The following is a 20,362-nucleotide window of genomic DNA, read 5'->3' as shown; positions in this document are numbered from 1 at the left end:
CGCGGTTCGCCTCAAGGGGGTACGGGGCACCCGTCGGAGCACGCTAGCCAACCCGTGGTGCCCTTGTGAAGGTTGATGTTCGATATGCCCGATACATTTTCGTGACCTTTTCCCGGCGATGGTCCGCGTGGCCGGATGTGACCCCGGAATCTCACGTTCCGTAGGCAGCCCGTTCCGTTCCGCTCCTGGTCCCGGACCGTTGTCGCCGTTGCGGCCCGGGCTGTCGGTGGGGCCGCCTAGACTCGTGAGGCGATGAGCAGCCTCTTTGACGACAGTTTCCTGACCGGCCTCCAGCAAGGGGAGGACGGCCCCCCGCCGCCCCCCGAGGAGCACGCACCCGAAGCGGTGCCGGAGGGCCTCTTCGAGGACGTCTTCGACACGCCTCCGCCGCCGCGCGACGCCTACTACCGCGACGGCGCCCCGCGCCCCGTCGTCGACTCAGCCGCGCTGCTCGACGGGCTGAACACGGAGCAGCGCGCCGCCGTCGTGCACGCCGGTTCCCCGCTGCTCATCGTGGCCGGCGCCGGCTCGGGCAAGACCCGGGTGCTCACCCACCGGATCGCCCATCTCCTGGCCGAGCGGGGGGTGCACCCCGGGCAGATCCTCGCGATCACCTTCACCAACAAGGCCGCCGGCGAGATGAAGGAGCGTGTCGAGGACCTCGTCGGCCCGCGCGCCAACGCCATGTGGGTCATGACGTTCCACAGCGCCTGTGTGCGGATCCTGCGCCGGGAGTCGAAGCGCCTGGGCTTCACCTCGTCGTTCTCGATCTACGACGCCGCCGACTCCAAGCGGCTGATGGCACTGGTCTGCCGCGATCTGGACCTCGACCCGAAGCGCTACCCGCCGAAGTCGTTCACGGCGAAGGTCTCGAACCTGAAGAACGAGCTGATCGACGAGGAGACCTTCGCCGGTCAGGCGGCCGACGGGTTCGAGAAGACGCTGGCGCAGGCCTACGCGCTCTACCAGGCGCGGCTGCGCGAGGCCAACGCCCTCGACTTCGACGACATCATCATGACGACGGTGCACCTGCTCCAGGCGTTCCCCGACGTCGCCGAGCACTACCGCCGCCGCTTCCGGCACGTCATGGTCGACGAGTACCAGGACACCAACCACGCGCAGTACACCCTCGTGCGCGAACTGGTGGGCCCGGCGGGCGAGGCCGACGCCCCGGGCGAACTGTGCGTCGTCGGTGACGCGGACCAGTCGATCTACGCCTTCCGCGGCGCGACCATCCGCAACATCCTCCAGTTCGAGGAGGACTATCCGGACGCGAAGACGATCATGCTGGAGCAGAACTACCGCTCCACGCAGACGATCCTTTCGGCGGCCAACGCCGTCATCGAGCGCAACGAGAGCCGTCGCCCCAAGAACCTCTGGACGAACGCGGGCACCGGCACCCGGATCACCGGCTACGTCGCCGACACCGAGCACGACGAGGCGCAGTTCGTCGCCGACGAGATCGACCGGCTGACGGACGCGGGCGACGCGAAGGCGGGCGACGTCGCCGTCTTCTACCGCACGAACGCCCAGTCCCGTGTCTTCGAAGAGATCTTCATCCGCGTCGGACTGCCCTACAAGGTCGTCGGCGGAGTGCGCTTCTACGAGCGCAAGGAGGTCAGGGACGTCCTGGCCTACCTCCGGGTGCTGTCCAACCCCGAGGACACCGTCCCGCTGCGCCGCATCCTCAACGTGCCCAAGCGCGGCATCGGGGACCGGGCCGAGGCGATGATCGACGCCCTCTCGATGCGCGAGAAGATCTCCTTCCCGCAGGCGCTGCGCCGCGTCGACGAGGCGTACGGCATGGCGGCCCGGTCGGCGAACGCCGTGAAGCGGTTCAACACGCTGATGGAGGAGCTCCGCACGATCGTGGAGTCCGGCGCCGGACCGGCGGTCGTCGTGGAGGCCGTCATGGAACGGACCGGCTACCTCGCCGAACTCCAGGCGTCCACCGACCCGCAGGACGAGACCCGAATCGAGAACCTCCAGGAGCTCGCCTCCGTCGCTCTCGAATTCGAGCAGGAACGGGCGGAGGAGGAGGGCGCGGGCACACTCGCCGAGTTCCTGGAGAAGGTCGCGCTCGTCGCCGACGCCGACCAGATCCCCGACGAGGACGAGGACGGCTCCGGCGTCGTCACGCTGATGACGCTGCACACGGCCAAGGGCCTCGAATTCCCCGTGGTGTTCCTGACGGGCATGGAGGACGGCGTCTTCCCGCACATGCGCGCCCTCGGACAGGTGAAGGAGCTGGAGGAGGAGCGCCGGCTCGCCTACGTGGGCATCACGCGTGCCCGCGAGCGCCTGTACCTGACCCGGGCGGCGATGCGGAGTGCGTGGGGCCAGCCCTCGTACAACCCGGCGTCGAGGTTCCTGGAGGAGATCCCGGACCAGCACCTGGAGTGGAAGCGCAAGGGTCCGATGGCGGCCTCGGCGGGACCGACGTCCGGCATCACCTCGTCCCTGTCCTCCTCACGCTCGAAGTCGGGGCCGTCGGGATTCGCGACCCGGCGCACCTCCGACAAGCCGGTGGTCACCCTGGTGGTCGGGGACCGGGTCACGCACGACCAGTTCGGCCTGGGCACGGTCACGGCGGTCGACGGGTTCGGCGACCAGGCGAAGGCGACGGTCGACTTCGGCGACGAGCGGCCGAAGAAGCTGCTGCTGCGCTACGCGCCGGTCGAGAAGCTCTGAACCGGCAGGGCGGGCGGGGCGGAGAGACTCCGACCCGCCCGCCCTGGGACGTGGTGCACCGGACCGGCCGGCGCTCCGGCGCGGCCGGTCCCTCAGTACGGGTTGACGCCGTGGCTGCGGAGCCAGGGCATCGGGTCGATCGCCGAGCCGCCACCGGGCCGGACCTCGAAGTGCAGGTGCGGGCCGGTGGAGTTGCCCGAGTTCCCCGAGTAGGCGATGACGTCTCCGGCCTTGACCGAGCCGGAGCGGATCTTCGTGGTGCTGAGGTGGCAGTACCAGGTCTCGGTGCCGTCGGCCGCGGTGACGATGGCCATGTTCCCGTAGGCGCTGTTCCACTGGGTACGGACGGTGCCGTCGGTCGCCGCCATCACAGGGGTGCCGTAGGAGACGGGGAAGTCGATTCCCGTGTGCACGGACATCCAGTTCACGCCGGCCTGGCCGTAGGTGGCGCTGAGCCCGTGCTGCTTCACGGGGAGCACGAACTTGGGACGCAACGCCTCGCGGCGTGCGGCCTCCTCCTCGCGCTTCTTCTTGTCGGCGGCCTGACGCTCCTTCAGGTCGATGCGCTCCTGGGTGCGGCTGGCACGGTCGGCGAAGTTCTCGGCGTCAGCGCTGAGGTTGGCCAGCTGGGTGTCCAGCTTGTTGTTGGCCACGGCCGGCTTCACCAGGTCCGCGGCCGCCATGGACGTGGTGTCGTCCTTCGTCTCCTCGGCGCCGCCGATACCGCTCACGGAGGCGGCGGCGATACCCGCGACGCTCATCACGCAGGCGGAAGGGACGGCGACGGTGAGGAGGGCGGAACGCTTCGCCGGGGTGCGGCGCCTGCCCCGGCTGCCGCCGCGCGCGGCGGAGGAACGGCCCACGGGGTGTGTGGAGGCCGCCACGGAGGCGGATTCCGCGGGCACATCGACGACTTCGGGCATCGTCCGGCCGGGCTCGGCTGCGGTCTCCGGAACCTCGTCGTACATGTCCGTGTACGTGCCCGTGCCTGCTGCCCCCGCCTCGTCCGGTTCGACGTGACCGTGGGAGCCGGATGATGCGTGGAGGTCGTGGGAACCGAGGTCGTGGGAATCGAGATCGTACGAGCCCAGGTCGTGGGAACCGGGATCGTGGGCGCCGGTGCCGTCGAGCGAGCTGAACTCGGCTGTCTCGTACGACTCGTAGGACACCGACTGGTGTTCGTGTGAGGGGTACGACGTCTGTTCGGGCGCGTACGCGGCGCCCCCGGGCGTGGCGCCGGTGTTCCAGGCGGTGGCGTCGTAGGTGCCGGTCTCTGCGGCCGTGTAGCTCTCGTAGCCCGCGGTCTCGAAGACGGGGGCGCTGAAGGAGCCGGTCGCGTAGGCCGTGGTGTCGAACGTGGCGGTGGGGAAGGCGCCGGTGTCACCCGCCGCCCACTGGTCCGCCTGGCCGGTGTGGTCCCAGCCGGCGGTGTCCCACTGGCCCGTCGCGTCGGCCGGTGCAGGGATCACGGCCTCGGGCATCCAGGTGGCCGTCGTGTCGTAGCCCTGGGGTGCCTGCGGATGGGCCTGGGCCGCATAGGCGTCGTAGGAAGCCTGTTGATGCGCTCCGGTGTCCCACTGGCCACTGTCGTAACTGGCGTAGCCGGCGTCGTACGCGGGGGCGTAACCGCCGCCGTACGTCGTCTCGTGGCTGCTGTCGTGCCGGCCCGGAAGGGACCCGAACAGCGGGTCGGTGTCGAAACTGCCGGTGGACTGGCTGTCGTATCCGGCATGCCCGGCGTGGGGGTGCTGGTCGTTCACCAACTTCTCTCTCGCCTCGGCAGCAGGACCTGTTCCGGGGTCCGGTGGGGGGATCCCGGGGTGAGCAGTGGCCGCGACTGTACCCGGCGGTAGGTGAGGACGACAATCTTCGGGGGGCTCCAGCCCTTCAGGAAACGGGCAATCGGCCGCCTTTCGGTGGACCGGATAGGCAGGTTTGGCCCTATGTTCGAAACCCGTTCTATTTGACGGGGGTTCGGTGGTTCAAGAATCAACTCACGCGACGTGAGCGGCTCCCGGAGCACCGACGGCCGAACCGTCGGATTCGAGTGCCTGCCGGATCGCGGAGGCGACCGCTGGATGCACCGGAAGGGCGAGATGGCCGATGCCGGTGACGCGCACGTTCACCGCGTCGAGGTCGGGATGATCCACGCAGGCCGTCTCCACGGGAAGGATCACCCTGTCCAGCTCGCTCCAGAAGCTGACGAACCGCGTCCGGCAGCCCGGGGCGGGACGGCGCAGTTCCTCGATGAGGTCGGAGCCGCTGCGCATCTGGCGGACGATGGGGTGTGCGCCGGCCAGTGGGACGGCCGCCGTCCCGCCGTGTGGTGTACCGAGCGTGACGAGCGTGCGCACCCTGCGGTCCCCGCCGAGCCGCTGGACGTAGTACCGCGCGATGAGGCCGCCGAGGCTGTGACCCACGATGTCGACCTCGCGGCGCCCGGTGCGGGCGCAGATCTCCTCGACGTGCCGGTCGAGCAGCTCGGCCGCCGTGCGGATGTCGCAGGTCAGAGGTGAGTAGTTGAGCGACTCCAGATGGTGCCAGCCGTGCCGGGCCAGCGAGCGGCGGAGCAGGACGAAGACGGAGCGATTGTCGATGAAGCCGTGCAGGAGGACGACGGGCGGGCGGTCGTCGCCCGCGGTGGGCAGAGCGGTCGCGTCCGCCGAACGGGTGATCCTGTCGCGACCGGCGTTGTGACCGTCGCCGTACTCCTCGTCCGGTCCGGCTCCGGCGTCCATGCCCGCGCCGGGGCCTGTGTCCTCGCCGGTGCCGGATTCCTGGCCCCTGCCGGCGTCGGGGGCGGGCCGGGGCGTTGGGGGGCGACGCTCCGGAGTGAGGCCGGACGGGTAGATGAGTACGTGCCCGGCGAGGACCACCAGCTCCAGCGCGGTGGCTCCGATCAGCGTCGACGACAGCCAGGCGGGACGCATGAACGGCCCGCGCAGCAGTAGGGGTAGGAAGGACAGGACCTTCATGGCCGACCTCCTGCACCGGCATGCGGGGAGGCGGCTCCCTGCCCCGTACGCCCTCACGGGGGTCGCTGCGGAGGCGGCCGGCGGCCTTGGCGTGCCGGGGGCCGCACCACCGTGCCGTGCGGCTGACGGCGCGGTGGTACGACGTCCTCGTTGCGGCTCCCTGGCGGCGACCCTCGCGCGGCCCGTGGGCCGCGCGATGCTGGGAACGACGCCGGCGAACATGTCCCATGTGTGATTTCCCCCTCCCGGACCACCGCGAAACGACGCCGTGCGGGATGCTGTGGATAACGTTCGTTCACATCGCCGGCCCTCGGGTACGGCAGACGCATGTGGAGGCATTGATGGGTGTGACCGGTCCTATCCGTGTGGTGGTGGCCAAGCCGGGCCTCGACGGCCATGACCGCGGGGCCAAGGTGATCGCGCGGGCGCTGCGGGACGCGGGCATGGAGGTCATCTACACGGGGCTCCACCAGACCCCCGAACAGATCGTGGACACGGCGATCCAGGAGGACGCGGACGCCATCGGCCTCTCGATCCTCTCCGGAGCGCACAACACGCTCTTCGCCAAGGTCATCGAGCTGCTGAAGGAACGCGAGGCGGAGGACATCAAGGTCTTCGGCGGCGGCATCATCCCGGAGGCGGACATCGCTCCGCTGAAGGAGCAGGGCGTCGCGGAGATCTTCACCCCGGGTGCGACGACCACCTCGATCGTCGACTGGGTGAACGCGCACGTCCGCCAGCCCGCGGAGGCGTGATCCCGCGCTCCGGCAGCACCCGGCCCTTTTCCTGACTCCTCGTGGTCATCCCGCGCCGCCCTCGGACAGCTCCGCGTCCATGGCGGCGCGCAGGCGCAAGGTGGACACCAGGCGCTGGAACGCCTCCGACCAGTAGCCACCCGCACCCGGCGACGCGCCCTCCGGCTCGTCCGGGGTGGTGGTGAGGACCGCGAGACGGTCCGCCTCGGCGGGGTTCAGGCAGCGCTCGGCGAGGCCCATCACCCCGCTGAAGCTCCAGGGGTAGCTCCCCGCGTCCCGGGCGATGTCCAGGGCATCGACCACCGACCGGCCGAGCGGCGCTTCCCAGGGCACGGAGCAGACGCCGAGCAGCTGGAAGGCCTCCGACAGGCCGTGCGCGGCTATGAAGCCGGCGACCCAGAGCGCCCGCTCGGGTGGCGGCAGAACGGCGAGGAGCTTCGACCGCTCTGCCAGTGAAGCCGTACCGGGGCCGTTCGCCGGGGGTGTCGAGGGGGCACCGAGCAGCGCCCGCGCCCAGTCGGGATCGCGCTGCCGCACGGCGGCCCTGCACCAGGCGGCGTGCAGCTCACCCGCCCAGCCGTCGGCGACCGGCAGCGCCACGAGCTCGTGGGCCGCCCGGCCGCCGAACCTCTCCCGCCAGACACCGAGCGGGGTGGCCTCCACCAACTGTCCGAGCCACCAGGACCGTTCCCCGCGCCCCGAGGGCGGTACCGGCACGACTCCGTCCCGCTGCATCGCGGCGTCGCACTCGTGCGGCGCCTCCACCGCGACGGACACGGCGCCCCCCGTGCGGTCGGGATTCACGCAGGAGGTGGCACGGTCCGCCATCCTGCGGGCGAGCGCCGAACCGGGGAGCGAGGACAGCAACTCGGCAGCCGTGGCGCGTACGTTGCGGCTGCGGTCGGCCAAGGCCTCCTCGAGGAACGCCTCGTCGTCCCCCGAGAGGCCGGACCGGAGGGAGTCGAGGAACATCAGCCGGTCCTCGGCCCGTTCCGAGGACCACGTGGAGGCGAGCAGGGAGCGGGCCCCGCCGGGGTCCTGATCCCGCACGGCGCCGAGCAGCGCGGCCCGCTCGGCGAAGAGGCCCTCCTCCCAGATCAGGCGCACGGTCCCGGGGTCCGCCGTGTCCGGTCGCCGCGCGTCCCTCGTCGATGCGCGCAGGGCGAACCGCCACTCCGGATTCAGCGAGGCCAGCCACAGCCCGCGCGGTCCGGCGAACGCCAACACGTGCGGACGCAGATCCGTACGCGCTCTCGCCGCGTCCAGCAGGGCGGGGAGCAGCTCCGCCGGGGCGCGGTAGCCGTGCGCACCGGCGGAGGTCAGCCACTGGGGGATCAGCTCGGTGAGATCGGGGGCCGATCCCCGGCGCCCGCCGCCGGGCTGCGCCGAACGGTCGGCGAGCAACTGGGCGAGCCGACGGCGGGCGGCGGCAGGCAGCGGCGGCCGGAGGTCGGCGGGTGCGGGCGTGGGCAGGGCGGCCCCGGTGGCCGGACGCAGGGCTGCTCTGCGGCGCACGGTGTGCGCCGCGGCGGCGTCGAGCAGCGCAGAGGGGGCGGCCGAGGCGCCATCCCCCGTCCGGAGCGGCCGCCGGTCGGTTCCGAGCACCGCCGAGGTCACGAGGTCCTCCCACGAGGCGTTCACAGGCACTCCGGTCGTCGTGGCGGTGATGGGCATCGGGTTCCTTCCGGTGATCCGGGGTGTCAGGGCCTGCGGACGCGTCAGGTGAGGGCCACGGCCGCGCCCGGCCCCACGCCTTCGGAACTCGCGGGACACCAGGCGGCGAGCGGATCGAAACCCCGGTGCCCGCATTCGCCGAACACCGTCAGGGGACTGCCCCCGGAGAGCGCGACGAGCTTCCACAGACCCGGCCGGGACAGCGCCGAGGCCGCGACCGGCAGGGCGGAACCGTCCGTGGCGCCCACCAGTTGCCAGCCGTCCCCCGACTGCACCGGGACGACATCACGCAGGGCGGCCGGCCAGGCGTCGAGCCACGGGTCGTCCCGCAACGCGTTCCCGTACGCGGCGACGGCGTCCGCCGTCGTGCCGCCCGGCGGCGGTGCTCCGGTGGCGACGGGCTCACCGAACTCGGTCCCCAGCTCCACCCTCAGCCCTCCACCGCCCGGATACGGCGTCACCTCGGCGTCGATCACGGCACCCACCGGCAGCGCACGGGCCGGGGCGCGCCCGGGCGCCCCGTAGGACAGCAGCAGGGCGATGCGCCCCGAAGCACCGCCGTACAGCCAGACGCGGCGGGTGACGATCCTGCCGTCCGGGGTGTCGTACTGCGCGAGGACCAGCCAGTGGTCGCGGACGGCCGGCCCCTCTGCCGAGGCGGTCAGCCCCACCCTCGTACGGACGGTCGCCGCCAGCGGGCCGGGCAGCAGGCCGAGCCGGAGCCAGGCGGAGTCCAGCAGGTGCAGGAGCGCGCACTCCTCGAGCAGCCGAGCCGGCCAGCCGGGTCCCGAGGCCGGTATGGACTCCAACTCCCTTGTACGAGACGCCAGCCCCGGAGCCTGCGCGTCGACCATGCGGGCCGCCGTCTCCTCCCACAGCCCGTAACCCGGGCGGCCGGCTTCCGAGAGCCCGCCGCGCAGCAGATCGGTGAGCCGTTGCTCCAGCTCCTGCGCACCGCCGGTGACGCGCTCGGCTCTGCGCTCGGCGCGCCGGGCCGCCGCACGGTCCGCGGACGCAGCCCGCGCACCGGACCCACCGGCGACTTCAGGTGATGCACCGCCAGGAACGTCGGCCGGCCCCTCTTCCGTCTTCCGGCGCTCCACCGGCCGGTCGGAGCGCCTGGGTTCTCCCCCGTGAGATAGCACCATGGAGACGACGGTAGAGGGCGGCACTGACAATCGGCCCCGGCCGGCCGGCCGGGCGCCGGCTCCGGCCGAAGCGAGAGGACTTGACCGCCCGGCCCTCGTGCGCTTCTCTGCGAAGAAGACGTTTCATGGGAAAAACCGGGGGATTCCAATGAATCGCATCATGCGTACCACACATGCCGAACGCACCATTCGTACCGTTGTGTCGGCATCGGCGGTCTGTGGTCTCACGTTCGGTCTCGGCGCCTGTTCCGAGGCCGTCGACAAGGTCGTGGACCAGACCTACGAGGTGACCTACGAGGTCACCGGAACGAGCGCCGAGGAGATCCGGTTCCACGGCGGTGGCGGCAAGGCCATGGAGCCCGAGATCGAAACCGTCAAGTCCCCCGCGTTGCCGTGGAGGAAGACCGTCACCCTGCGCGGGATCATGCCTCCGGCGGTCATGCCGGCCGCACCGGACGCGGGTGCGGCGGACCTCGCCTGCACCATCACCTACAAGGGCGAGGTCATCGAAGAGGTGAAGGGCGAAGAGCTGCTCACCAGCGGCGGATGCGTCGCCGTCTCGCCCGTCCCGGACTGATCCACCGCCGGCCCACGACCGGTCCCGGACGCCTCCCGGGACCGGTTGTCAGTGGCATGGTGCACCGTGGAAACCGCATCGGGTCGACCGATCCGGAGGGGGATCCATGACCGTGTCCGTACAGACCGACGCAGCCGGCCGCGAAGCCCTGAGGCCGCACGCCGAGCACACCTTCGCCGCTGAGCTCACGGCGCTCGCCGCCGCCGACGACCGCCCCAGGCCTGCTCGTTGGAAGCTCTCGCCGTGGGCCGTCTCCACCTATCTGCTCGGCGGGACGCTCCCGGACGGCACGCTGATCACACCGAAGTACGTGGGCCCGCGCCGTCTCGTGGAGGTCGCCGTGGCCACGCTGGCCACCGACCGTGCGCTGCTGCTCCTCGGCGTCCCCGGGACCGCCAAGACCTGGGTGTCCGAGCACCTCGCCGCAGCCGTCAGCGGGGACTCCACCCTGCTCGTCCAGGGCACCGCCGGCACCCCGGAGGAGGCGGTCCGCTACGGGTGGAACTACGCGCAGCTGCTGGCCCACGGTCCCAGCCGTGAGGCGCTGGTGCCGAGCCCGGTCATGCGGGCCATGGCCGAGGGCATGACCGTCCGCGTGGAGGAACTCACCCGCATCCCCGCCGACGTGCAGGACGCGCTCATCACGATCCTCTCGGAGAAGACACTCCCCGTTCCCGAGCTGGGACAGGAGGTCCAGGCGGTCAGGGGGTTCAACCTCGTCGCCACGGCGAACGACCGCGACCGCGGTGTCAACGAACTCTCCAGCGCCCTGCGCCGCCGGTTCAACACCGTCGTGCTGCCGCTGCCCGCGACACCGGAGGCCGAGGTGGACATCGTGTCCCGCCGTGTCGCCCAGATCGGCCATTCGCTCGACCTGCCTCCGGCGCCCGACGGCACGGCCGAGATCAGGCGCGTCGTCACGGTCTTCCGCGAACTGCGCGACGGCATCACCACGGACGGCCGCACCAGGCTCAAGTCACCGTCCGGCACGCTGTCCACGGCCGAGGCCATCTCCGTCGTGACCGGAGGACTCGCGCTCGCCGCGCACTTCGGCGACGGTGTCCTGCGCCCCGGCGACGTCGCGGCCGGCATCCTCGGTGCCGTCGTCCGCGACCCCACGGCCGACCGCCTGGTCTGGCAGGAGTACGTGGAGACGGTCGTCCGGGAACGCGAAGGCTGGAAGGACTTCTACCGCGCCTGCCGTGAGGCCGCCGAATGACCTCCCGCACCGGCAGGACCGCAGTCTCCGGAGGACCGCTGCTGCTGGGGGTGCGCCACCACGGGCCGGGCTCCGCCCGCGCGGTCCTGGCCGCTCTGGACCACGCGCGGCCGAGCGCCGTCCTCGTCGAAGGCCCCCCGGAGGGCGACGCGTTGCTGCCGCTCGCCGCGCACGGCCGGATGCGTCCGCCGGTCGCGCTCCTCGCGCACGCCGTGGACGATCCCGGCCGGGCGGCCTTCTGGCCCATGGCCGACTTCTCACCCGAGTGGGTGGCGATCCGCTGGGCTTCGGCGCACGGGGTCCCCGTGCGCTTCGTGGACCTGCCCGCGGCGCACTCGCTGGCGCTGACGGAACCGAAGGAGGACGGCGCGGAGGACGGCCGGGGCATCGATCCGATCGGAGTCCTCGCCGAGGCCGCGGGCTACGACGACCCCGAGCGCTGGTGGGAGGACGTCGTCGAGCACCGCGCGGAGGACGGCCCCCCGGCCGACCCGCGCGACCCGTTCGCCACGCTCGCCGAGGCGATGACGGCGCTGCGCGAGGCGTACGGGGACGGCGGACATCCGCAGGACGCCGTCCGGGAGGCCTGCATGCGCCTTCAGCTGCGCGCCGCCCGCAAGGAGTTCGGCGACGACGTCGCCGTGGTCTGCGGCGCGTGGCACGTGCCCGCGCTCCACACGAGGACGACGGTCGCCGCCGACCGGGCCCTCCTCAAGGGGATGCCCAAGGTGAGGACGGAGCTGACCTGGGTGCCCTGGACCCATCGCAGGCTCGCCCGGCACAGCGGATACGGCGCGGGGATCGAGTCCCCCGGCTGGTACGGGCACCTCTTCGGCGCACCGGACCGGCCCGTGGAGCGCTGGATGACGAAGGTCGCAGGGCTGCTGCGCGACACGGACAGGACGGTGTCCAGCGCGGATGTCATCGAGGCCGTCGGACTCGCCGGGACCCTGGCGGCACTGAGAGGCCGCCCGGCCGTGGGCCTCACCGAAGCCACCGACGCCGTCAGGGCCGTCATGTGCGAAGGGTCCGACGTGCCGCTCGCCCTCGTGCGGGACCGGCTCGTCGTCGGCGAGACCCTCGGAGAGGTCCCGGAGACCGCCCCTGCCGTCCCACTCCAGCGCGACCTGGACAGACAGCAGCGGACACTCAGACTCAGGCCCGAGGCCGGGAGGCGCGAGCTGGATCTCGACCTGCGCAAGGACACCGACGCGGCCCGCAGCCGGCTCCTGCACCGGCTCCGGCTGCTCGAGGTGCACTGGGGCGAGCCCGTCGCGGGCCGGGGGAGCACGGGGACGTTCCGGGAGAGCTGGCGGCTGCACTGGGAGCCCGAGCTGTACGTCCGGATCGCCGAGGCCGGTGTGTGGGGGACCACCGTGCTCGGCGCCGCGACCGCCAGGGCGGAGACCGACGCGGTCTCGGCGCCGTCGCTGGCCGGGGTCACCGCGCTCGCCGAGCAGTGCCTCCTGGCCGGTCTGTCCGAGGCCCTGCCCGTGGTGATGAGGGCCCTCGCCGACCGGGCCGCCCTCGACGCGGACGTCGGCCACCTCGCCGACGCGTTGCCCGCCCTGGCCCGCTCCCTGCGGTACGGAGACGTGCGGTCCACCGACACCGCGGCCCTGGGAGAGGTCGCCGTCGGGCTCGCCGAGCGCGTCTGTGTGTGCCTGCCGCCTGCCTGCACCGGGCTCGACGCGGACGCGGCCCTGGAGGCGCACCGTCGGGTGGACGGCGTGCACACGGCGGTCGGGCTGCTCGCCGACACCGCAGGGGCGGACGGGCTGCCCGAACGGTGGGCCGGCGTCCTCCGGAAACTCGCAGGCAGGGACGCGGTCGCCGGGGTGGTCCGGGGCCGTGCCGCGCGCCTGCTCCTGGACGGCGGGCGACTGGCCGAGAGCGAGGCCGCGCTGCTGATGGGGCTGGCCCTCTCGCCCGGCAGCGCACCGGCCGACGCGGCCGCCTGGATCGAGGGGTTCGTGGGCGGAGCCGCGGGAGGCGGCCTGCTGCTCGTCCACGACGAGCGCCTCCTCGCGCTCGTCGACACCTGGCTGACCGGTGTACCGGCCGAAGCCTTCACCGACGTACTGCCCCTGTTGCGCCGCACGTTCTCGGCCTACGAGCCCGGTGCGCGGCGTGCGTTGGGCGAACTGGTCCGCCGCGGGCCGGATCCCGGCAGGGCCCACGACGAAAGCGTGCCCGCTGCCCCGGGCTTCGGCGAGGGGCTCGACGAGGGGCGGGCGGACGCGGTGGTCCCGGTGCTGCGGCTGCTGCTCGGCACCGGCGCCCCGGCCGGGCCGGGGACGGACGGATGACCGAGGCCGGGGCGGACAAGGAGAAGGGGGAGAGGGCGATGGAAGCGGCTCCTGCCGACGACGAGCGGCTGCGGCGCTGGCGGATGGTGCTCGGCGCGGACAGCGCCGAAGGCACCGGACGGGTGCTCACCGGACGCGACGAGGCGATGGACGGTGCGCTGACCGCGCTGTACGACGAGGGGAGGAAGCCGGGCGGCCGCAGCGGAGCGGAGCGTTCAGGAGGGCTCGGCGCCTCCGCCCCGTCCGTGGTCCGCTGGCTCGGAGACATCCGTACGTACTTCCCGTCCTCCGTCGTCCAGGTCATGCAGCGCGACGCCATGGACCGGCTCGGACTCTCCGAACTGCTGCTGGAACCGGAGACACTGGAGGCTCTCGAACCCGACGTCCACCTGGTCGGCACCCTGCTCTCGCTCGCGAAGGCGATACCGGAGACCGCGAAGGAGACGGCCCGGGCCGTCGTGCGCAAGGTCGTCGAGGACCTGGAGCGCAGGCTCGCCTCCCGCACCAGGACGACACTCACCGGCGCCCTCGACCGTTCGTCGAGGGCCGGCCACGGCACCGCGACATCGACTGGGACCGCACGATCCGTGCCAACCTCAGGAACTACGTGCCTCTCCCCGGACGGGAGGGGGCCGGCACGGTGGTGCCCGAGCGCCTCGTCGGGTACGGGCGCACGGACCGGTCCGTGAAGAAGGACGTGATCCTCTGCGTCGACCAGTCGGGATCCATGGCCGCCTCGGTCGTCCACGCAGCCGTCTTCGGAGCGGTGCTCGCCTCCATGCGGACCCTGGAGACCCGGCTCGTGGTGTTCGACACGGCCGTCGTCGACCTCACCGACCAGCTCGACGACCCGGTCGACGTGCTGTTCGGTACGCAGCTCGGCGGCGGGACGGACATCAACCGCGCGCTCGCCTACTGTCAGTCGAAGATCACCCGTCCGGCGGACACCGTCGTCGTCCTCGTCAGTGATCTCCACGAGGGAGGGATCCGGGACGAGATGGTCGAGCGGGCCGCCGCGATGAAGGCGTCCGGTGTGCAGTTCGTGACCCTGCTCGCACTCTCCGACGAGGGCGCGCCCTCCTACGACCGGGAGCACGCTGCCGCGCTGGCGGCGCTCGGCGCCCCGGCCTTCGCCTGCACCCCGGACCACTTCCCCGAGGTCATGGCGGCGGCGATCGAGAGACGGCCCCTGCCGATACCCGGCACGGTCCGGTGACCGGACCGGCCCGTGGGCGGCGGCGCCCGGTGACGGGCGGCCCGGTCCGGGGGCGGGTGACCGGCTGCCCCGCCGGAGTACCGTTTTGTCCGTCGCACCCCGGTCACCAGCACGGTCTGTGACCGGTATCACCGCTCAGGTGTGATCTGCAATTTAGGGTCCGGCGCGGCGCGGGGATAACCTGCCGGATGGACATGCCGCGTACCGGGTCACCGTGTGCGCCTCCCCTGTGACCGCGCAGTCACGTTGCCCTCGCGGCACGCCCACGCAGAAAACGAACCGCGAGACCACTAAAAGGGACGGACGCGCGTGGACCTGTTCGAGTACCAGGCGAGGGACCTCTTCGCCAAGCACGGTGTACCGGTGCTGGCCGGTGAAGTCATCGACACGCCTGAGGCAGCCCGCGAGGCGACCGAGCGGCTGGGCGGCAAGTCCGTCGTCAAGGCGCAGGTGAAGGTCGGCGGCCGCGGCAAGGCCGGCGGCGTCAAGCTGGCCGCCACCCCCGACGAGGCGGTCGCGCGTGCGACCGACATCCTCGGCATGGACATCAAGGGCCACACGGTCCACAAGGTGATGATCGCCGAGCTGTCCCCGGAGATCGAGGCTGAGTACTACGTCTCGTACCTCCTCGACCGCACCAACCGCACCTTCCTCGCCATGGCGTCGGTGCAGGGCGGTATGGACATCGAGGAGGTCGCGGAGAAGACCCCCGAGGCCCTCGCGAAGGTCCCGGTCAACGCCGTCGACGGCGTCGACATCGAGAAGGCCCGCGAGATCGTGGCCCAGGCGAAGTTCCCGGCCGAGGTGGCCGAGGGTGTCGCCGAGGCCATGGTGACCCTGTGGGACACCTTCGTCGCCGAGGACGCGCTCCTCGTCGAGGTCAACCCGCTGGTGAAGACCAAGGACGGCCGCATTCTGGCGCTGGACGGAAAGGTGTCTCTCGACGAGAACGCCGACTTCCGCCAGCCCGGTCACGAGGCGCTCGAGGACAAGGCCGCGGCCAACCCCCTCGAGGCCGCCGCCAAGGCCAAGAACCTCAACTACGTCAAGCTCGAGGGCGAGGTCGGCATCATCGGTAACGGTGCCGGTCTGGTCATGTCGACCCTGGACGTCGTCGCGTACGCCGGTGAGAACCACGGCAACGTGAAGCCCGCCAACTTCCTCGACATCGGCGGCGGCGCCTCGGCCGAGGTCATGGCGAACGGCCTGGAGATCATCCTCGGCGACCCGGACGTCAAGTCCGTCTTCGTCAACGTCTTCGGTGGCATCACCGCCTGTGACGAGGTCGCCAACGGCATCGTCCAGGCCCTGGAGCTGCTCAAGTCCAAGGGCGAGGCCGTCACCAAGCCGCTGGTCGTGCGCCTCGACGGCAACAACGCGGAGCTGGGTCGCAAGATCCTCTCCGACGCCAACCACCCGCTGGTTCAGCGCGTGGACACCATGGACGGCGCGGCCGACAAGGCCGCCGAACTCGCCGCGGCTGCGAAGTAAAGGACGAGGGACTCCAACACCATGGCTATCTTCCTCACCAAGGACAGCAAGGTCATCGTCCAGGGGATGACCGGCGCCACGGGCATGAAGCACACCAAGCTCATGCTGGCTGACGGCACCAACATCGTCGGTGGCGTGAACCCCCGCAAGGCGGGCACCTCCGTCGACTTCGACGGCACCGAGGTACCCGTGTTCGGGTCCGTCGCCGAGGCGATCGAGAAGACCGGCGCCGACGTGTCCGTTCTCTTCGTGCCGCCGGCCTTCGCGAAGGCCGCCGTCGTCGAGGCGATCGACGCCGAGATCCCGCTGGCCGTCGTGATCACCGAGGGCATCGCCGTCCACGACTCGGCCGCCTTCTGGGCGTACGCCGGCTCGAAGGGCAACAAGACCCGGATCATCGGCCCGAACTGCCCCGGTCTGATCACCCCGGGCCAGTCCAACGCCGGCATCATCCCGGGCGACATCACGAAGCCCGGCCGCATCGGTCTCGTGTCCAAGTCCGGCACGCTGACCTACCAGATGATGTACGAGCTGCGTGACATCGGCTTCTCGTCCGCCGTCGGTATCGGTGGCGACCCGGTCATCGGTACGACGCACATCGACGCCCTCGCGGCGTTCGAGGCGGACCCCGACACCGACCTCATCGTGATGATCGGCGAGATCGGTGGCGACGCCGAGGAGCGTGCCGCCGACTACATCGCGAAGAACGTCACGAAGCCGGTCGTCGGCTACGTCGCGGGCTTCACCGCCCCGGAGGGCAAGACCATGGGCCACGCCGGCGCCATCGTCTCCGGCTCCTCCGGCACCGCCGCGGCCAAGAAGGAGGCCCTCGAGGCCGCGGGCGTGAAGGTCGGCAAGACGCCGACCGAGACCGCCAAGCTGGCGCGCGAGATCCTCGGCGGCTGACCGCCACCGCGTCACCGCCTCACAGCGGGAACGGCGCGGGCCCGCACCCCTGCACAAGGGGTGCGGGCCCGCGCCGTTCCCGTTCCGGGACGCAGGTCGGGGGACGCGGTCGGGGAAAGCTGCCAGGGGGCGCGGTCAGGGAATGCGCGGAACCAGTCGCTCCGGGCCGTGCGCGAGCTCGCCCTTCAGTGCCTTCTGCAACTTCAGGTCCTGAGGCGTGAGCTTCTCGGGCCCGCCCAGCGGGGGGACGCCGCCGACCCGTTCTGCCGGCGCCAGCGGCTGTTCGTAGTGGGTGGGGGCCGTGTGCAGCGTGAAGGCGGTCGCGCCGATGAGCAGCACCCCGAAGCAGAGCGCGGCACGGGTCCAGAGCTCCGCGACGCGTTCACCGCCCGCCCGGACCGCCGGGGCCGCCGGCGGTGCGGGCACCTCCTCGGACAGGGCGAGCGCGGCGAGCGGCCCGTGGAGCGGTGCGGGCCCGGTGCCGGGATCCGCGGGATCCGCCGGTGCGGGCAGCAGCTCGGCGACGGCGGCCCGCGCGTTCAGCAGCCTGCCCGCCGCCGCGTGAGTGCTCGCCTCGGTCTCGGCGGCCGTCTCCGGCAGCCCCAGGCCCACACCGTCGTGGAGCAGGAGTGTGCGGCGGTACGAGGGAGGCAGGCCGAGAAGTGCGTCGAGCAGCGCACGCCGTGCCGGATCCTCGGGCAGCGGATCGGTCCGGCGGTGGGATCGGCGCAGCCGGTGCCAGGGCGACATCGCGTACTCGTACGAGGCCGCCCGTACCCAGCCGGCCGGATCGCGGTCCGTGGCCACCTCGGGCCAGCGCTGCCACGCGATCCTGAATGCGTGTTGGACGGCCTCCCTGGACAGTTCGCGGTGGCCCGTCAGCAGAAAGACCTGGCGGGTGAGGCCCGGTGCGGTTCGCCCGTACAGGTCGTCGTACGCCTCCTCGGCGGTGAGACCTCTCGGCTGCGGATCGGGGCCGGGCTCGTCCGGTGGGGGCGTTGCCGGGGCGGGCTCGTCGGGTGGGGGCGTTGCCGGGGCGGGGCCGTCCGCAGTGAGTGTGTCCGGTGCGGGAAGGGTGCCGGTCCCGGCTGTGGACATCGTGCTGCTCCCGTCCGCTTCGACGGAGCGGGACTGCGTGGCGCGGGGCTCGGCGCAGCCGATCAGCCTGGTGTACGCCGCGCGCCGACGGCCCCGAGGACTGGCACGCCCCGTCTCCCAGGCGCGGACGGTGGCGGCCGTGACGCCCACCGCCGCCGCGACCTGTTGCTCACTCAGTTCCTTTGCCTCGCGCAGCCTGCGGCGCTCCTTGGGGGAGGGCAACGGCGCGGTGGGGGCCGGACCGGCGCTCCGCGTCATGTCCTGCCTCCGTCTCCGAGGACACCGCACTGGGTGAAAAAGTACATAAACATATATTGGGCGACACAGCGGCTATTCGCCCGTTACACGGAATAAGCGCGTGTCGTTGGCAGCATGGCGGCGTGACCCAAGTGACCGAGCGCAGCCCGATGTTGTCGGCCGAGCGGAGCAGGTCCGCCGCACTGGCCTCCGCCTTCGTGCGCGGAGTGCTTGCCGCGGGGCTGGGGCTCGGCTCGCTGTCCGTCCTGGTCATGCTGCTGTGGATCAGCTCTCCGTACCCCGACAGCGGACCCGGCGGTGCCCTTCATGTGGCGGCCGGGCTCTGGCTGCTGGCGCACGGCGCCGAACTCGTCAGAGCCGACACCATGGGGGGACACCCCGTGCCCGTCGGCACGGTTCCCCTCCTGCTCGGCGTGCTGCCGGTGTGGCTCGTGCACCGGGCGGCCCGGGACTCGGCGGAGACCGACGCCCGGGCGGCCCGGGGCTCGGCGGAGACCGACGCCCGGGCGGCCCGGGGCTCGGCGGAGACCGACGATAAGCCGTCGGCCGGGAAATCGGCGGTCGGGGCGTTCTGCGCGGTGAGCGCCGGATACCTGCTGGTCGTGCTGGCCTCCGCGGCGTACGCGCAGGGCGGGGCCCTGCCCGCCGACCGGGTGTCGCTCGCCTTCCCCGTCACCGTCGTGGTGGCCGTCGCGGCTGCCGCGGGCGTATGGGCGGCGCGGGGCCGGCCGCTGACGCCTCTGCTGGTCTGGGCGCCGCTCGGAGTGCAGGAGGCCGCCGCGCGCTCCCGGTTCCGGGCAGGGGCGGGTGCGGCTCTGCGGTCGTCGGCCGCCGGTGTGCTCACGCTGCTGGGAGGCGGGGCGTTGCTGGTCGCGGTGGCGCTGGTGTGGCATGCGGGTGCGGCGAGGGAGTCCTTCCTGGGCCTGTCGGGCGACTGGGCTGGCCGGATCTCCGTACTCCTGCTGGCGGTCGCGCTCGTCCCGAACGCGGCGATGTGGGGCGCCTCCTACGGCCTGGGGCCGGGATTCGCCCTGGGCGCGTCCTCCACGGCCACTCCGCTCGCCTTCACCGGACCGCCCGCGCTGCCGGACTTCCCCCTGCTCGCCGCGGTGCCGTCGCACGGCCCGGGTACCGGTGCGAACTGGGCCGCGGCCGCGGTGCCTGCGGTGGCGGGCCTGGTCGTCGCCCGGTTCGTGGCGCGGGGAGCGGTCCCGGCGCGCGGGACACGCGAGGGGACGTGGGGCCAAGGCCGGACCGCCCTGGTTGCGGCGCTGGCGGCTGTGGGCTGCGGGATCGGTGCGGCTGTGCTGGCGTCGGTGTCGGGTGGCCCGCTGGGCACCGGCGCCCTGGCGGAGTTCGGCCCCGTCTGGTGGCTGGTGGGTCCGGCCGCTCTCGCCTGGACAGCTGTGATCGGCGTACCGGTGGCGTTGGCGCTCAGGGCCTGGCGGCTCAGGGAGCGCCGATGGGGGTGGCGCCTGGACGCGGCGAGGAACGAGGCGTCGCAGAACGCCGAGCCGGAGCCGGAGTGCGGAGCGGAGAAGGAGCCCGGGGGCACGGGCGGACCGGCTGAACCGTACGACTTCCTGTCGGCCGACCCCTGGCACGAGGACGGCGCGAGGGAGGCCCGCTGGGCGGCGCTCAAGAAGAAGTCGGGCGGCCTGATGGCGGACTTCTCGGCACGGACGCGGACGCAGAGTCCCTCTCGGACGTCAGTGGACCCGGTGCCCGTGCCCGGACCGGTGCAGGCCCCCGCCGCGGAGCCCGCCCCTGACCGTCCCGACGCGCCTGATCCGGCGTCTGCTCCGGCTCCCGTCACCGCTGCTGACCCGGCGTCCGGTCCGGCGTCCGTCACCGCGTCCGACCCGGCGTCGGCATCCGCTCCTGCCTCCGCCGCCGAGTCCGGCCCTGAGCCCAGCCCTGAGTCCTCAGCCGGCGGGGACTCCGAGCCCGGCACCCGGGACTCCGACCTCGATACGCCGACCGGCCGGGTTCCGGGTGCCCCGGGGCACCCGGAACCCGGCCGGAAGACTGCTTCGTAGCGGGCG

At 72.3% G+C, this 20,362-nt stretch carries 13 protein-coding genes and 1 pseudogene; 9 read left to right on the top strand and 5 right to left on the bottom strand.

What is annotated here, in order from left to right; genetic code table 11:
* Positions 1 to 252: 252 nt before the first annotated feature.
* Positions 253 to 2,691: a DNA helicase PcrA gene (gene pcrA / locus P8A20_RS13920; RefSeq protein ID WP_306103600.1), complete on the top strand. Its 2,439-nt coding sequence runs from the start codon at positions 253 to 255 to the stop codon at positions 2,689 to 2,691.
* A 92-nt stretch (positions 2,692 to 2,783) separates the two neighbouring features.
* Here the strand turns inward: pcrA and P8A20_RS13915 are convergent, their stop codons facing one another.
* Complete coding sequence (locus P8A20_RS13915; protein WP_306103599.1) at positions 2,784 to 4,451, bottom strand: M23 family metallopeptidase; 1,668 nt, start codon at positions 4,449 to 4,451, stop codon at positions 2,784 to 2,786.
* Between the two features lie 234 nt (positions 4,452 to 4,685).
* Complete coding sequence (locus tag P8A20_RS13910) at positions 4,686 to 5,666, bottom strand: esterase/lipase family protein (RefSeq protein ID WP_306103598.1); 981 nt, start codon at positions 5,664 to 5,666, stop codon at positions 4,686 to 4,688.
* Positions 5,667 to 6,007: 341 nt separating this feature from the next.
* On the opposite strand from P8A20_RS13910, the gene icmB reads away from it, so the two are divergent.
* Positions 6,008 to 6,421: a coenzyme B12-dependent isobutyryl CoA mutase small subunit gene (gene icmB / locus P8A20_RS13905; RefSeq protein WP_147959127.1), complete on the top strand. Its 414-nt coding sequence runs from the start codon at positions 6,008 to 6,010 to the stop codon at positions 6,419 to 6,421.
* Positions 6,422 to 6,466: 45 nt separating this feature from the next.
* Here the strand turns inward: icmB and P8A20_RS13900 are convergent, their stop codons facing one another.
* On the bottom strand, positions 6,467 to 8,095 hold the full coding sequence (locus P8A20_RS13900) for a DUF5691 domain-containing protein (protein ID WP_306103597.1): 1,629 nt from the start codon (positions 8,093 to 8,095) through the stop codon (positions 6,467 to 6,469).
* Between the two features lie 44 nt (positions 8,096 to 8,139).
* The gene (locus P8A20_RS13895) at positions 8,140 to 9,243 is read right to left on the bottom strand and encodes an SWIM zinc finger family protein (protein WP_306103596.1); all 1,104 of its coding nucleotides are present in this window, start codon (positions 9,241 to 9,243) and stop codon (positions 8,140 to 8,142) included.
* Positions 9,244 to 9,391: 148 nt separating this feature from the next.
* On the opposite strand from P8A20_RS13895, the gene P8A20_RS13890 reads away from it, so the two are divergent.
* The 6 genes and pseudogenes from P8A20_RS13890 to sucD all read left to right on the top strand — a co-directional run bounded on the left by P8A20_RS13890 (position 9,392) and on the right by sucD (position 16,961).
* Positions 9,392 to 9,820 carry a hypothetical protein gene (locus P8A20_RS13890; RefSeq protein WP_147959130.1) on the top strand — a complete coding sequence of 143 codons (429 nt, stop codon included), beginning with the start codon at positions 9,392 to 9,394 and terminating at the stop codon, positions 9,818 to 9,820.
* 106 nt (positions 9,821 to 9,926) lie between these two features.
* Positions 9,927 to 11,039 (top strand): ATP-binding protein, encoded by a 1,113-nt coding sequence (locus P8A20_RS13885; protein ID WP_147959131.1) that lies wholly within the window; start codon positions 9,927 to 9,929, stop codon positions 11,037 to 11,039.
* Positions 11,036 to 13,348, top strand: coding sequence for a DUF5682 family protein (locus tag P8A20_RS13880; RefSeq protein ID WP_147959132.1), 2,313 nt, complete (start codon positions 11,036 to 11,038; stop codon positions 13,346 to 13,348). Before P8A20_RS13885 ends, P8A20_RS13880 begins: the two co-directional genes overlap by 4 nt.
* A pseudogene (locus tag P8A20_RS13875) lies at positions 13,345 to 14,564 on the top strand (vWA domain-containing protein). Before P8A20_RS13880 ends, P8A20_RS13875 begins: the two are co-directional and overlap by 4 nt.
* Positions 14,565 to 14,873: 309 nt before the next feature.
* Entirely contained in the window at positions 14,874 to 16,055 is a 1,182-nt protein-coding gene (gene sucC / locus P8A20_RS13870; protein ID WP_147959133.1) for an ADP-forming succinate--CoA ligase subunit beta, read from the top strand.
* A gap of 21 nt (positions 16,056 to 16,076) precedes the next feature.
* Positions 16,077 to 16,961, top strand: a complete 885-nt coding sequence (gene sucD / locus P8A20_RS13865) for a succinate--CoA ligase subunit alpha (RefSeq protein ID WP_099173770.1) — start codon at positions 16,077 to 16,079, stop codon at positions 16,959 to 16,961.
* 135 nt (positions 16,962 to 17,096) lie between these two features.
* Here the strand turns inward: sucD and P8A20_RS13860 are convergent, their stop codons facing one another.
* Entirely contained in the window at positions 17,097 to 18,317 is a 1,221-nt protein-coding gene (locus P8A20_RS13860; RefSeq protein WP_306103595.1) for a helix-turn-helix domain-containing protein, read from the bottom strand.
* Between the two features lie 131 nt (positions 18,318 to 18,448).
* On the opposite strand from P8A20_RS13860, the gene P8A20_RS13855 reads away from it, so the two are divergent.
* A complete protein-coding gene (locus P8A20_RS13855) occupies positions 18,449 to 20,356 on the top strand; it encodes a cell division protein PerM (protein WP_306105147.1) in 1,908 nt (635 codons plus the stop codon).
* Positions 20,357 to 20,362: the final 6 nt, after the last annotated feature.

It is taken from the genome of Streptomyces sp. Alt3 (genome assembly GCF_030719215.1).
Classification (GTDB): Bacteria; Actinomycetota; Actinomycetes; order Streptomycetales; family Streptomycetaceae; genus Streptomyces; species Streptomyces glycanivorans.
This window is presented reverse-complemented; position numbering and strand designations above follow the sequence as displayed.

Excerpts from the sequence above, each read along its gene's own strand:
- pcrA (WP_306103600.1), top strand. The coding sequence starts at position 253 with ATGAGCAGCCTCTTTGACGACAGTTTCCTGACCGGCCTCCAGCAAGGG.
- P8A20_RS13910 (WP_306103598.1), bottom strand. The coding sequence starts at position 5,666 with ATGAAGGTCCTGTCCTTCCTACCCCTACTGCTGCGCGGGCCGTTCATG.
- icmB (WP_147959127.1), top strand. The coding sequence starts at position 6,008 with ATGGGTGTGACCGGTCCTATCCGTGTGGTGGTGGCCAAGCCGGGCCTC.
- P8A20_RS13900 (WP_306103597.1), bottom strand. The coding sequence starts at position 8,095 with ATGCCCATCACCGCCACGACGACCGGAGTGCCTGTGAACGCCTCGTGG.
- P8A20_RS13895 (WP_306103596.1), bottom strand. The coding sequence starts at position 9,243 with ATGGTGCTATCTCACGGGGGAGAACCCAGGCGCTCCGACCGGCCGGTG.
- P8A20_RS13890 (WP_147959130.1), top strand. The coding sequence starts at position 9,392 with ATGAATCGCATCATGCGTACCACACATGCCGAACGCACCATTCGTACC.
- P8A20_RS13885 (WP_147959131.1), top strand. The coding sequence starts at position 9,927 with ATGACCGTGTCCGTACAGACCGACGCAGCCGGCCGCGAAGCCCTGAGG.
- P8A20_RS13880 (WP_147959132.1), top strand. The coding sequence starts at position 11,036 with ATGACCTCCCGCACCGGCAGGACCGCAGTCTCCGGAGGACCGCTGCTG.
- sucD (WP_099173770.1), top strand. The coding sequence starts at position 16,077 with ATGGCTATCTTCCTCACCAAGGACAGCAAGGTCATCGTCCAGGGGATG.
- P8A20_RS13860 (WP_306103595.1), bottom strand. The coding sequence starts at position 18,317 with ATGACGCGGAGCGCCGGTCCGGCCCCCACCGCGCCGTTGCCCTCCCCC.